This is a genomic window from Pseudomonas sp. AF03-9, assembly GCF_020515815.1.
Taxonomy (GTDB): domain Bacteria; phylum Pseudomonadota; class Gammaproteobacteria; order Pseudomonadales; family Pseudomonadaceae; genus Aquipseudomonas.
The window spans coordinates 99,988-113,166 of the sequence record NZ_JAHPJF010000012.1 but is presented as its reverse complement, the minus strand read 5'-3'; the positions used below and the strand labels follow the sequence as shown (position 1 = coordinate 113,166).

The 13,179-nt window shown below is 61.7% G+C and carries 12 protein-coding genes and 1 tRNA gene; 8 read left to right on the top strand and 5 right to left on the bottom strand.

Annotated features, from left to right (window positions below):
* Window positions 1-31: 31 nt before the first annotated feature.
* From queE to LIY36_RS15805, 4 genes are all read left to right on the top strand, one after another.
* Entirely contained in the window at window positions 32-679 is a 648-nt protein-coding gene (queE, locus tag LIY36_RS15820; protein WP_159955528.1) for a 7-carboxy-7-deazaguanine synthase QueE, read from the top strand.
* Between the two features lies 1 nt (window position 680).
* On the top strand, window positions 681-1,370 hold the full coding sequence (queC, locus tag LIY36_RS15815; RefSeq protein ID WP_226456249.1) for a 7-cyano-7-deazaguanine synthase QueC: 690 nt from the start codon (window positions 681-683) through the stop codon (window positions 1,368-1,370).
* A gap of 63 nt (window positions 1,371-1,433) precedes the next feature.
* Window positions 1,434-1,509: transfer RNA gene (locus LIY36_RS15810), tRNA-Lys, on the top strand.
* A 133-nt stretch (window positions 1,510-1,642) separates the two neighbouring features.
* Window positions 1,643-2,512, top strand: coding sequence for a phosphotransferase (locus LIY36_RS15805; RefSeq protein WP_226456248.1), 870 nt, complete (start codon window positions 1,643-1,645; stop codon window positions 2,510-2,512).
* A gap of 5 nt (window positions 2,513-2,517) precedes the next feature.
* Here the strand turns inward: LIY36_RS15805 and LIY36_RS15800 are convergent, their stop codons facing one another.
* On the bottom strand, window positions 2,518-3,483 hold the full coding sequence (locus LIY36_RS15800; protein WP_329959611.1) for a helix-turn-helix domain-containing protein: 966 nt from the start codon (window positions 3,481-3,483) through the stop codon (window positions 2,518-2,520).
* A 162-nt stretch (window positions 3,484-3,645) separates the two neighbouring features.
* Between LIY36_RS15800 and LIY36_RS15795 the strand changes: the two genes are divergently transcribed.
* From LIY36_RS15795 to nadA, 4 genes are all read left to right on the top strand, one after another.
* Window positions 3,646-5,622 carry a TonB-dependent receptor gene (locus LIY36_RS15795; RefSeq protein WP_226456246.1) on the top strand — a complete coding sequence of 659 codons (1,977 nt, stop codon included), beginning with the start codon at window positions 3,646-3,648 and terminating at the stop codon, window positions 5,620-5,622.
* Window positions 5,623-5,633: 11 nt separating this feature from the next.
* A complete protein-coding gene (locus tag LIY36_RS15790; RefSeq protein ID WP_226456245.1) occupies window positions 5,634-6,665 on the top strand; it encodes a methyltransferase in 1,032 nt (343 codons plus the stop codon).
* Window positions 6,662-7,873, top strand: a complete 1,212-nt coding sequence (locus LIY36_RS15785; RefSeq protein WP_226456244.1) for an MFS transporter — start codon at window positions 6,662-6,664, stop codon at window positions 7,871-7,873. Before LIY36_RS15790 ends, LIY36_RS15785 begins: the two co-directional genes overlap by 4 nt.
* 277 nt (window positions 7,874-8,150) lie before the next feature.
* Window positions 8,151-9,209, top strand: a complete 1,059-nt coding sequence (gene nadA, locus LIY36_RS15780; RefSeq protein ID WP_032890946.1) for a quinolinate synthase NadA — start codon at window positions 8,151-8,153, stop codon at window positions 9,207-9,209.
* Window positions 9,210-9,345: 136 nt separating this feature from the next.
* Here the strand turns inward: nadA and LIY36_RS15775 are convergent, their stop codons facing one another.
* The 4 genes from LIY36_RS15775 to LIY36_RS15760 form a co-directional block, all read right to left on the bottom strand.
* Window positions 9,346-9,834 (bottom strand): RDD family protein, encoded by a 489-nt coding sequence (locus tag LIY36_RS15775; RefSeq protein ID WP_226456243.1) that lies wholly within the window; start codon window positions 9,832-9,834, stop codon window positions 9,346-9,348.
* Between the two features lie 94 nt (window positions 9,835-9,928).
* The gene (locus LIY36_RS15770; RefSeq protein ID WP_226456242.1) at window positions 9,929-10,147 is read right to left on the bottom strand and encodes a cold-shock protein; all 219 of its coding nucleotides are present in this window, start codon (window positions 10,145-10,147) and stop codon (window positions 9,929-9,931) included.
* Between the two features lie 391 nt (window positions 10,148-10,538).
* Window positions 10,539-11,663 carry a glycine cleavage system aminomethyltransferase GcvT gene (gene gcvT / locus LIY36_RS15765; RefSeq protein WP_226456241.1) on the bottom strand — a complete coding sequence of 375 codons (1,125 nt, stop codon included), beginning with the start codon at window positions 11,661-11,663 and terminating at the stop codon, window positions 10,539-10,541.
* Window positions 11,664-11,702: 39 nt separating this feature from the next.
* Window positions 11,703-13,079 (bottom strand): L-serine ammonia-lyase, encoded by a 1,377-nt coding sequence (locus tag LIY36_RS15760; RefSeq protein ID WP_226456240.1) that lies wholly within the window; start codon window positions 13,077-13,079, stop codon window positions 11,703-11,705.
* Between the last annotated feature and the right edge of the window lie 100 nt (window positions 13,080-13,179).

The following is a 13,179-nucleotide window of genomic DNA, read 5'->3' as shown; positions in this document are numbered from 1 at the left end:
AGCCTGTTTAGCTGTTACGCCCGTGGCGACTATGCAAGACACATTACGTATCACCGAAGTTTTTTACTCTTTGCAGGGTGAAACGCGCACCGCTGGCCTGCCCACAGTCTTTGTGCGCCTGACTGGTTGCCCGTTGCGCTGCCAATACTGCGACAGCGCCTACGCCTTCAGTGGTGGCACCGTGCGCACCCTCGACGACATCCTCGAACAGGTTGCCGGTTACCGGCCGCGCTACGTCTGCGTGACGGGGGGTGAGCCGTTGGCGCAACCCAATGCCATCCCTTTGCTCAAGCAGTTGTGCGATGCCGGTTACGAGGTGTCCCTGGAAACCAGCGGCGCCCTGGATATTTCCGCGGTCGACCCGCGGGTAAGCCGGGTAGTCGACCTCAAGACCCCGGACTCCAAGGAGTCGCACCGCAATCGCTACGAGAACATCGACTTGCTGACGGCCAACGATCAGGTCAAGTTCGTTATCTGTTCCCGTGATGATTACGATTGGGCGAACTCCAAGCTGATCCAGTATGGCCTGGACCGTCGCGCGGGCGAGGTGCTGTTCTCTCCAAGCCACCACGACCTGAACGCACGCGACCTCGCCGATTGGGTGGTGGCGGACAATCTACCGGTGCGCCTGCAATTACAGTTGCACAAATACCTTTGGAACGACGAGCCAGGACGCTGACATGACTGAGCACACCAACGATCAAAAACGCGCCGTGATTCTCCTGTCCGGCGGCCTCGACTCCGCTACCGTGGTCGCGATGGCGCAGGCGCAAGGCTACAGCTGCTACACCATGAGCTTCGACTACGGCCAGCGTCATCGCGCCGAACTGAACGCTGCCGCCCGCGTCGCCCGCGACATGGGCGTGGTCGAGCACAAGGTGATCGGCTTGAGCCTCAATGGCATCGGCGGCTCGGCGCTCACTGACAGCAGCATCGACGTACCGGAAACACCCGGCGAAGGCATCCCGGTCACTTACGTACCGGCCCGCAACACCGTCTTCCTGTCCCTGGCCCTGGGCTGGGCTGAAGTGCTCAACGCCCGCGACATCTTTATCGGCGTCAACGCGGTGGACTACTCCGGTTACCCGGACTGCCGCCCAGAGTTCGTCGAGTCGTTCGAACGCATGGCCAACCTGGCGACCAAAGCCGGTGTAGAAGGGCAGGGCTTCCGCATCCTGGCGCCGCTGCAAAACCTCAGCAAAGCCGACATCGTCAAGGCTGGCGTAGGACTTGGCGTCGATTATTCGCTGACAGTTTCCTGCTACCAGGCAGACGATGACGGCCGTGCTTGTGGGAAATGCGACAGCTGCCGACTGCGTGCAGAAGGCTTCCAAGCGGCCGGAATTACTGACCCAACGCGTTATTTCTGATTTTTTTAAAATAAGGTGTTGAATAATCCTTAGAAATCAGTATTATACGCGCCACCACACAGCGGGTCGTTAGCTCAGTTGGTAGAGCAGTTGGCTTTTAACCAATTGGTCGTAGGTTCGAATCCCACACGACCCACCATTTTTGGCGGTTTAGAAAATCCGGAAGGCCCACGCAAGTGAGGATTTCCGGGTTTTTTTTTGCTTGCGATTTAGGTAAGCCTGCGTAGCTGGACGATTTAGCCAAAGCCGATAGCCCATGTGAGGAAGGCCCAATGCGTCACCTAAACCGCATGACCCGCGCATTCCAAACCACGCCCCTCGGCGACCTAATCTTCTATTTCGACCCCCGCTATCAGCCTGAACTCTCCACGCTGGTCCAACGCTTCCTCGCCGCACCGGAACAACACACCACCCTCGACATACCCGAGGCCACGCGCGGGGTGTTCCTGCTGGAGGGTGAGCGACGGTGGGTGTTGAAGCACAACAAGCTTGAGCACTGGAAAAAACAGCTGCAGAACTACCTGGGGCTAAAACGTGCATTTGGCCTGCATGACCTGACCAACGAGTTCATCAACCTGTCCGTGGTGTCCACCAAGTCAGCCAGCGTGCCGCGCGTCGCCGGGTTCGGCTATAAAGCGCGCTTTCCGTTCCTGAAAGAGGAGTACCTGCTGGTGGGCTTTTTTGATGATCATTGCAGTGTGGATGATCGTCTTGTCGCGCAACCTGAACAGGCCGCTGCACTACTGCCACAGGTGTTTCGACTGTTTGCGCAGATGCTCGCCGAAGGGTTTGTGCACATGGACCCCCACCCCAAGAACATTTTGATCGCGCCGGACGGTCAGCTGCGCCTAATCGATTTTGAGTGCTGCGCGCATTCGGTTATCGATCATGACTTCAGCCTGGGTTTCTCCATGGGGTACTTCTATCACTTCTGGATCAAGCGCTTCGTCAGCCTCGAAGCCTATCGTGCGCTCTGTGAGCGTTACCTGGAGGACGAGCAGCCGAATCTACAACGGTCCATCTTCGACCCCGTATTCGAACGCTTCCTTACCCGGAAAGTCTCGCGCACCACGCGCTACAGCATCCTGACCAACCCCAAGGCCCAGGCCGCCTTCAAACAGGCTCCCGCCACGCACCCTTGACGGGCTCAGCGCCGTTTGCCAAACACCGACTTGGGCGGTTTGCCAAAAAAACGCGTAAACGCTGCGCTGAAGTTATTCGGAAATTTGTACCCCACCTGATAAGCCGCCTGGGCCACCTGACAGCCACTTTCCAGCAAGGTGTAGGCCTTGCGCATGCGGATCTCGTTGAGCATGCGGTGCGCAGTGGAGTTGAAGCGGTAGTGCAAACCTTCCTTGAGCTTGAACTCGTTGAGCCCGACCGCCGCGCAGAGATAGGGGATGGTCAGCGGCTGGTCCATCTGCTCGATCATGATGTCGCGCACGCGCTGGAGTTTCTCGATGTCGGTCGCGCTGAATTTCAGGCTTTGCGAGAGCGCGTCGGGGCTCAGCAGCTTGAGCTGTTCGCAGAGCAGGCTCAGGGTGTGAATGTGCATGTCCAGGGTGCCGGTCACGCCGTGGCTGAGGTAGCGGGTCAGGGCGCTGGCATGGCTGGCGCTGGCGGCCGAGCTCTTCTGGAATGCCAGTTGGCGCACATTGCCGTTGCCGAGGATCTGCTGGGTGCGCTGCTCGCCGATGTACTTGTTGAGCATGCTCTCGCCAATCAACAGGCGCAGTTGCGACACCGTTGCACCGGCCTTATAGCAGCGTTCGCCGAGACTGAGCTGGAACGAAGTGATCGTGGTAAAGCCCGCCCTGAACGACACCGCCGCGCCATCGGCGCCCTTGTAGCCGGAATCACCCTGCATACCGAAAGTAATCACCAACATGTGGCGGTTGTGCGGGCTGACGGTTTCTTCAATCAGGTTGCGCGTCGGGCGATAGCGCGAACGCACCACCATCAGGTCGTCGTCGAAGGTCAGGCGTTCCGAATAACACTCGCCCAGTTCTTCCGGCAACTGTTGGCGCATCCAGCCGCAGGCTTGCGTACTGACCAGCCGCGAGTGCGTTGACGCAACTCGATACGACTGGGAAATCCTCTGTAAAGCCGACACGTTTAACGCCCTCCCTAGATTTGGCTCCGATTCGCATATGGATTGATCCGAAATCCATACGGACTTACATGATAAGCGTTCGCATTAATGCGTAGCATGTTTCCCCATCAACTGCCATCGCCAAGACGCGGCCATGGGGCGATTCATTGAAGGGGAATGCGGGTGAGCACAGCTGTTTTCAGGGGCGTACTGGTGTGTTGGCTGGGTAACGCAAGCGTTGCCGTTGCACAGACTGAACTGGCGCCGGTCAAGGTCACGGCCAACAAGATCGAGCAGGAACAGGAAGAGGTCCCGGCCAGCCTCTCGGTGATCTCCGGCGAAGAGCTGCGCAAGGGCAATATCGATGATCTGGAACGCCTGGCCCGCACCACTGCGGGCTTCACCTTCCAGCCGTTCGGCCAGTCCGGCACCAATCTGCCGGTGGTGCGCGGCCTGAGTTCGGGTGCGACGGCGTTTTCGTCCTCGATGCTGATGCTCGTGGACGGCGTGCCGACCCTGATGGGGCAGGGCTTCGACCACACCCTGCTGGGCGTCGAACGCATCGAAATCCTGCGCGGCCCGCAATCCACACTGTACGGTCGCAACGCCGAAGCCGGCGTGTTGAGCATCCACACCCGCCAGCCTGGCGATACACCTTACGCGCGCCTTGAAGCCGGCACCGGCAGTCGCGACCTGCGCACCATGAGCGTCGACGCCAGCACTGCCCTGGTGCCCGGCACCTTGTATGCCGGCGTCTCCGGCCAGTGGCGCGAGCAGGACGGCTTTATCGATAACGCCTATAAGGGCGGCCAGGCCGATGACCGCGAGCGCCACAGTGCGCGTATGGTGCTGCGCTGGACACCCAGCCTGGCCACTGATGTCAACCTGCGCTACAGCCGCCAGGATTACCGTGACGTCGGCTCACAGTGGGGCACCGCCACTTCGGCGCGGCGCGAAGTGCGCTCCGGCACGCCAAGCTGGAACCATTCCAGCGGCCGCAGCCTGTCCCTGGATGTGACGCACGAGTTCGACTCCGGCCTGAAGCTGCGCTCGATCACCGCCCGCAATGACTTCTACGACCGCCTGCAACAAGACACCGATTTCCAGCCGGCGGACCAACTGCACCTGGCCCGCGACTACCATTTCAACACCCTGTCCCAGGAATTGCGTCTCGAAGGCCAATGGCGCAACAACCAGTGGCTGCTCGGCGCCTACGCCGACCGCGACGACCACGACCTGTCCTACCAGCAAAAACTGCCGCTGCGCCTGACCCAGACTGACAGCCAATTGGGCGGCAACACCCGCGCACTCTTTGGCCAATGGCTGATGCCCCTGGCCGAACGCTGGACCCTCACCCTCGGCGCCCGTGCCGAGCAGGACAAAGTGCACATCGACCCCGCCAGTGGCAGCCGCCAAAGCGCCAGTTGGCAACGCTTCACGCCCAAGGCCGCGCTGCAATACGAATGGCAGCCCGACGCCTACGTCTACGCCAGCTACGCCGAAGGCTTCCGCGCCGGTGGTTTCAATGCCTTCTCCAGCGCCGCCAACTACCCCGGCTACGATCCGGAAAAAGTCAAAACCTACGAACTCGGCGCCAAGGGCTGGCTGGCCGACAAACGCCTGCGCTACTCGGCCGCGGTGTACTTGATGGACGTGCGCGACATGCAGGTCCAACAGATCATCCAGCCCGGCGTGGTGTACATCACCAACGCCGCCACCGCGCGCTCCAGCGGGCTTGAGTTGCAGGCCGAATACCTGGTCGCCGACGACTGGCGCGTGGTCAGTTCCGTGGGCCTGAACCGCACGCGCTTCAAGCAGTTCAGCGAAGGCAGCAACGACTACAAGGGCAATCACAACCCCTACGCGCCGGACCTCACCGGCCACCTCAGCCTGCGTTATGACGCCCCTGCCGGTTGGTACGCCCAAGGGGGCGTCAGCGCCGTCGGCAAGACCTACCTGGACGCCGCCAATCAATACAGCCGTGGCGGCTACGGCTTGATCGACCTGAGTGCCGGCTACGACTTCAGCCACTACGGCATCAGCGCCTACCTGAACAACGCCGCCGATAAGCGCTACGACGCCGTCGGCTACCTGAATGGCACCACCCGCGTGTACAGCCCGGGCCGCGAAGTCGGCCTTCGGCTCAGCTATGAACTGTGAGCGATAAACCTATGAACCTGTCCACCCCACATGCCCTGCAACCTTTCTGGGACCTGACCCTGGCCGCCGTGCGCGCCGACGCCCTGCGCATTGCGCTGGAATGGAAACTCTTCGACCTGTTGCAAGTGCCCACCTCGGCCCACCTGATTGCCCGGCAACTGGAACTCGACCCGGCCAACACCGGCTTCTGGCTCGAAGTCCTGTGGAGCATGGACCTGCTTGAGCGCGACGAACGCCAGCCTGCGCTGTACCGCAACACTGCGGTAGCCAGTGATTACCTGCGCAGCGACGCACCGCACTACTGCGGCGACGCCTGGACGTTTCGCCTGCGTGGCATGCGCCGGTTCGGCAGCCAACTGGGCGAACACGTGCGCGCCGGCCAGCCCGACAGCCAACCCACCGACATGACCACCACCATCGACAACTGGACCGCCGCCGCCCGCCTGCAAATCGCCCAGGAGCAGCGCGCCGTCACCGTCGATGTGGCCCTGCGGCTGATGGCCCTGGTCCCGGAGTTCGCCCAGGCGCGTCGCTTGCTCGACCTCGGCGGCGGCCCGGGTTTGGTGGCGATTGCCCTGGTGCGCGACAACCCGATGCTCAGCGGCGAAATCTTCGACTTCGAAAAAACCGTCGAAGTGGCGGCGCTCAACATTCAGCGCGCCGGCCTGGAGCAACGCCTCGGCGTGCGCGGCGGCAACCTTGCCAGCGACCCGATTGGCGACGGCTACGACGTGATCTGGTGTTCTTCGGTGCTGCACTTCGTCCCGGACCTGCCTGCCACCCTGGCCAAGATCCGCGCCGCCCTGCGCTCCGGCGGCGTGCTGATCAGCGCCCACGCCGAGATCCCTGCCGACCCCGAACATGCCAGGCGCGTCATGCCGTATTACCTGTCGATGCAGATGCTCGGCCGCCACGTCACCGAGGCCGGTGGCCTGAGCGCCGCCCTGCAACAGGCCGGCTTCAGCAGCATCGACAGCTACCCCGAGGTGGCCTTTGCCGTGGCGCCGGTCTCGGTGCTGGTGGCCCGACGGAGCGCCTCATGAACGCTTCCCTGTGGCGCCTGCAATTGCTGTTTGGCTGGCTCGGCTTTGTGCTCGCGGTGCCGAGCATCTACCTGCTGCTCGGGCTGCCGCTGGTGATGCGTGAACACGGTTGGTCGGGCACCGACATCGGCCTGTTCCAGCTCGCCGGGCTGCCGGCGGTGTTCAAGTTTTTGCTGGCGCTGCCCGTGCAACGCTATCGCTTCCAGCGCGGGCATTACCGCAACTGGGCGATGTTGCTGTGCCTGCTGCTGGCGGCGCTGCTGGTGGTGGCGAGCCAACAGTCGATCAGCGGCAACCCGCTGTACCTGTTCGGCCTGGCGTTCGCCGCCTCCGTGCTGGCGACCTGGGCCGACATCCCGGTCAACGCCCTGGCGATCAAGTTGCTGCCGCACGCCGAGCAGGCGCGCGCCGGTGGTATCCGCTCGGCGGCGCTGTTTCTGGGGGCGATTGTCGGCGCTGGCGTGATGCTGCTGGTGCAGAACCGCTGGGGCTGGCAAGCGCCGTTCCTGTTGATGGCCGCCGGCCTGCTGCTGGCGCTGCTGCCCTTGGCCAGGCTGCGTGAAGGCGACGTACAAGCGGCCGATGGCAAGCCGGCCAGTCCGGCGCTGGCCGACTGGTCGGGTTACTTCCGCCAACCCGGTGCACGCCTGTGGACCTGGGTGCTGCTGACCAGCTTCCCGTTTGTCGGCGCGGCCTGGCTGTACCTCAAACCGCTGCTGTTGGACCAGGGCATGCTCGCGCCAAACGTCGCGCTGATCGCCGGTGTTGGCGGTGGCGTGGTCGGTGCCGTGGCCAGCCTGCTCGGCAGCCGGCTGATCCAGCGTATCGGGCCGGGCCGGGCGATTCCGCTGTTTATGTTGTGGGCGCTGATTTCGTTACTTGCACTGACTGCCGCCGTCGGCCTGCACGCCGACATGCTCTGGCTGGTGGTCGCGGCGTTCCTGCTGGCCACGGCCATGGGCGCGGTATCGACCCTGGTCTTCGCCCTGATGATGTTTTTCTCCCGCGAGCACCACCAGGCCGCCGACTACGGCTTGCAGGCCAGCCTGTTCGTGTTGACGCGGATGCTGGTGCCGATTGGCGCCGGGGTGCTGCTCGACCGCAGCGGCCATGTCGGCATGCTCGCCGGCCTGTCGTTGGCGATGGCCCTGGTGTGCGGCGTGGCCTTGCTGGCCCGGGCTTTTCCGGCTGGTACGGGCGCGCCTTGATGGGCGGCGGAGATTGATCCACGGGTGGTCTGAGGACCGCGTCATGGGACAAAAAAAGGGAAGCTCCGCTGCTGGGGCTTCCCTTTTTTTGCCCGACAGACGCACCTGCAAACGCCAGATTGGGCTTTTGAATCGATTGGATATTCTGTAGCCTTGCGCGGCTTCTGTTTCAACCGTGCTTGATGAGCAAAAACACTTCGTCCGGCGGCGCCCGATGGGCTCCAGAGCCGGTGGTACACTCGACTTTCGCGCTACTGCGCCTGCAGGTCTTGCGAACATGACGCAAATTTCCGAACGCCTACTGGTTCAAGCCCACCTCGACGCCAAGCAGCCCAAGGCCCTCAGCGCCGATGAAGAGGCGAGCCTGCGTGCCGCCATTGCCGCCGAGCTCAAAGCCCAGGACGCGGTGCTGGTTGCCCACTTCTATTGCGACCCGGTGATTCAGGCCCTGGCCGAAGAAACCGGCGGCTGTGTCTCCGACTCCCTGGAAATGGCCCGCTTCGGCGCCGCCCACCCGGCCAAGACCGTACTGGTTGCCGGCGTGCGGTTCATGGGCGAGACCGCCAAGATCCTCACCCCCGAAAAACGTATCCTCATGCCGACCCTGGAAGCCACGTGCTCCCTGGATCTGGGCTGCCCGGTGGACGAGTTTTCCGCGTTTTGCGACCAGCATCCCGAGCGCACGGTGGTGGTCTACGCCAACACCTCGGCGGCGGTCAAAGCCCGCGCCGATTGGGTGGTGACGTCCAGCTGCGCGCTGGAAATCGTCGAGAGCCTGATGGACAACGGCGAGACCATCATCTGGGGCCCGGACAAGCACCTGGGTACCTACATCCAGCGCCAGACCGGTGCCGACATGCTGCTGTGGGACGGTGCATGCATCGTCCATGAGGAGTTCAAGTCCAAGCAGTTGGAGGACATGAAGGCGCTGTACCCGGACGCCGCGATCCTGGTGCACCCGGAATCGCCGACGGCGGTGATCGAACTGGCCGACGCGGTGGGTTCCACCAGCCAACTGATCGCCGCTGCGCAGCGTTTGCCGAACAAGACGTTTATCGTGGCGACCGACCGCGGCATCTTCTACAAGATGCAGCAGCTGTGCCCGGACAAGGTCTTCGTCGAAGCGCCCACCGCCGGCAACGGCGCAGCATGCCGCAGTTGCGCGCATTGCCCGTGGATGGCGATGAACACGCTGGAGCGCACGTTGCAGTGCTTACGTGAGGGCAGCAACGAGATCTTCGTTGAGCCGTCGGTGATTCCGCATGCGGTAAGGCCGCTCAAGCGCATGCTGGACTTTACCCAGGCGGCGCGCCTGAAACTGGCCGGCAACGCCTGACCTGAGGCGAACTCGGCCAAAAATGTGGGAGCGGGCTTGCTCGCGAAGGCGGAGTGTCAGTCGATATATTGATTGACTGATACACCGCCTTCGCGAGCAAGCCCGCTCCCACATTTGGATCTTCACTAGGCTGTGATTATTTCTTCTGTTTGGGGATCCGCACCAGTTGCGTATCCGAATAGATGTCATGCCAGCTGCGCTTTTGCTTATCAAACAGCGACCAGACAAACCCCAGCCCCACGCACAGCCACGACGCAATCGACACCACAAACCGCAGCAGCGCCTGCCACAGGCTGATCCGCGAGCCGTCGGCGTTCTGCACGCGCACGCCCCACACCTGCATGCCCAGGGTCTGCCCGGAATGGGTCCAGAACTTGGCGAAGAAGCCAAACAGCACAAAAAACAGAATCGTCGACAGCAACGGATCGCCGTCCAGCGCACCGGATTCGGTCAGGGTGCGCATCTTGGCTTCGCCGACAAACGCCATCCACACCAGCTTGTAGATAAACGCGGTGACGATCAGCAGCGCGGTGCACAACAGGAAGTCATAGAACATCGCTGCCAGACGACGGCCCAGGCCAACGGCGGGAAATTCGCCCTGGGGGCTCAGCAGGGATTTGGACATGGCAGGGCTCTCTGGAGAAAAAAGCCATAGTACGGAATAACGCCCATAAAAAAGCCCCTGATGTCATATCAGGGGCTTTTTGTCGCAGGAAGGATCAGCCTTCTGCTTGTACTTCGTCTGCTTGCAGGCCTTTTTGGCCCTGGACCGAGACGAAGGTCACTTTCTGGCCTTCTTTCAGGCTCTTGAAGCCGTTGCCCTGAATAGCGCGGAAATGCACGAACAGATCCGGGCCGCTTTCTGGAGTGATAAAACCAAACCCTTTTTCGTCGTTAAACCACTTGACGGTGCCGCTCTGACGTTTGCTCTCCGACATTTTCTTATTTCCTTGACGCTAAAAATTAATGACAGCCTCTTTCGCATGAAAGAGTACTGGACTGGATTGCAGGAAAGTAAGACGTCGAACGGGTTGTAGCGCAACTACTTCAGCTACTGCCCAGGTCCAGGTTCAAAGCGACCCATGCAAACACAGTGGGCAAACTCTACGCCAACTAATAAGTAAAATACAAGCCCTGACAAAACCCCAGCGTTTGCTCGGTTTTATGACACTTTGGTGGCTGTTCGGGACTGGCCTTATTCGATAGAGTTGATCACTTGTTATAGGTTATTCCTTAATGTATTGACTATCGTCAATGCACTGTTTTATGGCGGTTGCGTTACAAATTAGTGCGCATTAACGCAACCGCGTTACTTATAGGAACAGTTAATCAGCCACGATAGTAACGCTGTGGGACGAATGGCGTTTTACTTACACGAAGTGGCACCTTTTTCCCACGTACCAACGCAGAGACTTCAGTGTCCAGCGCGATGAATGCGCTGTCCAGGTAACCCATGGCGAGTGGGCCGCCGAGGGTCGGACCAAAACCGCCGCTGCACACGCTGCCGATCAAGGTGCCGTGTTCGTCGACGATTTCTGCGCCTTCACGTACCGGCGTGCGTTCTTGCGGCAGCAGGCCCACTCGCTTGCGGCTCACACCGGCTTGCTGTTGGGTGAAGATGCGGTCGGCACCCGGGAAGCCACCGGCACGCGCGCCGTCGGCCCGGCGGACCTTGGAGATCGCCCACAGCAGGCTGGCTTCGATCGGCGTGGTGTCGACGTTCATGTCGTGGCCGTACAGGCACAGGCCGGCTTCCAGGCGCAGGGAGTCGCGGGCGCCCAGGCCGATGGGCTGGACTTCGGTCTCGGCCAGCAGGCTGCGGGCCAGGCTTTCGGCGCTGGCAGCGGGTACGGAGATTTCAAAACCGTCTTCACCGGTGTAGCCCGAACGGCTGACATAGCAGTCCACGCCCAGCAGGCGCAGTGAGGCGAACTGCATGAAGGTCATCTTGGTGACTTCCGGCGCCAGGCGCGCCAGCACCTTTACCGCCGCCGGGCCTTGCAGGGCGAGCAGGGCGCGTTCTTCGAACAGCGGTTCGATGCTGCATTGTTCGCCAATGTGTTTGCGCAGGTGCGCCAGGTCCTGGTCCTTGCAGGCCGCGTTGACCACCAGGAACAGTTCGTCGTTACCCAGGTTGGCCACCATCAGGTCGTCGAGGATGCCGCCCTGCTCGTTGGTGAACATCGCGTAGCGCTGCATGCCGACCGGCAGGTCGATGATGTCGACCGGTACCAGGGTTTCCAGGGCCTTGGCGGCATTCGCGCCGGTGAGGCGGATCTGGCCCATGTGGGACACGTCGAACAACCCGGCCTGTTCACGGGTGTGCAGGTGTTCCTTCATCACGCCCAGTGGGTATTGCACCGGCATGTCGTAGCCGGCAAAGGGCACCATGCGCGCGCCGAGTTCGATGTGCAGGGCATGCAGTGGGGTTTTCAACAGGGTTTCGGTGGACATGTTCAGCTCCTGAAAAACGTGCTGGCGCGCCTTGAGGCGTCAGCACTCGATAATGTTGACCGCCAAACCGCCACGGGCGGTTTCCTTGTATTTGCTTTTCATATCGGCGCCGGTCTGGCGCATGGTGCGGATGACCTTGTCGAGGGACACAAAGTGCTGCCCGTCGCCGCGCAAGGCCATGCGTACCGCATTGATGGCTTTCACCGAGCCCATCGCATTGCGCTCGATGCACGGCACCTGCACCAGCCCGCCAATCGGGTCGCAGGTCAGGCCGAGGTTGTGTTCCATGCCGATTTCGGCGGCGTTTTCCACCTGGGAAACCGTGCCGCCCAACACCTCACACAGGGCGCCGGCGGCCATTGAACAGGCCACGCCGACTTCGCCCTGGCAGCCGACTTCGGCGCCGGAAATCGAGGCGTTTTCCTTGTACAGAATGCCGATGGCGGCCGCGGTGAGCAGAAAGCGCACCACGCCGTCTTCGTTCGCGCCGGGGATAAAGCGCATGTAGTAATGCAGCACCGCCGGCACGATTCCGGCCGCACCGTTGGTGGGCGCCGTCACGACGCGTCCGCCATTGGCGTTTTCTTCGTTGACGGCCAGGGCGTAGAGGTTGACCCAGTCCAGTACCGACAGCGGATCACGCAGCGCCGATTCCGGGTTTTTGCACAGCTGGCGATGCAACCCCGCCGCGCGGCGCTTGACCTTCAAACCGCCGGGCAAGATGCCTTCGTTGCGACAGCCCGCAGCCACACAATCTTGCATCACCTGCCAGATCTTCAGCAGCCCGGCGCGGGTTTCGGCTTCGGGGCGCCAGGCACTTTCGTTGGTCAGCATGACCTGGCTGATGGACAGCCCGTAGGTGGTGCAATGCTGTAGCAAGTCCTTGCCGTGTTTGAACGGAAAGGTCAGCGGGGTGGCGTCTTCGACGATACGGTCGGCGCCGGCCGCGTCTTCATCCACCACAAAACCACCACCGACCGAGTAGTACTCGCGGCTGCGGATCTGGATATGGGCGGCGTCGAAGGCACGAAAAATCATGCCGTTGGGATGGTAGGCGAGGGGTTTGCGAATCATCGCCAGGTGTTCTTTCTCGTTGAACACGATGCTGTGTTCGCCGAGCAGATTGAGGCGGCCGTCCTTACGCATCTGCGCCAGGCGCGTGGCCACGGTTTCGGTGTTGACGGTGTCCGGGTGTTCGCCTTCCAGGCCCAGCAACACGGCCTTGTCGCTGCCGTGGCCTTTGCCGGTGGCGCCCAGCGAGCCGTAGAGTTCCACCTTGACGCACGTGGTGGCGCTCAGCAGGTTGTCACGCTTGAGCCCCTCGACGAATCGAGCGGCGGCGCGCATCGGGCCGACGGTGTGGGAGCTGGAGGGGCCGATGCCAATCTTGAACAGGTCGAACACGCTTAAAGACATGGTTGTTCTCCGGTTTCTTATTATTTTCTGAAGGCCCACTCGGTTAAATGTGGGAGCGGGCTTGATCGCGAAAGCGGTGGGTCAATCACAGTTGTATCAA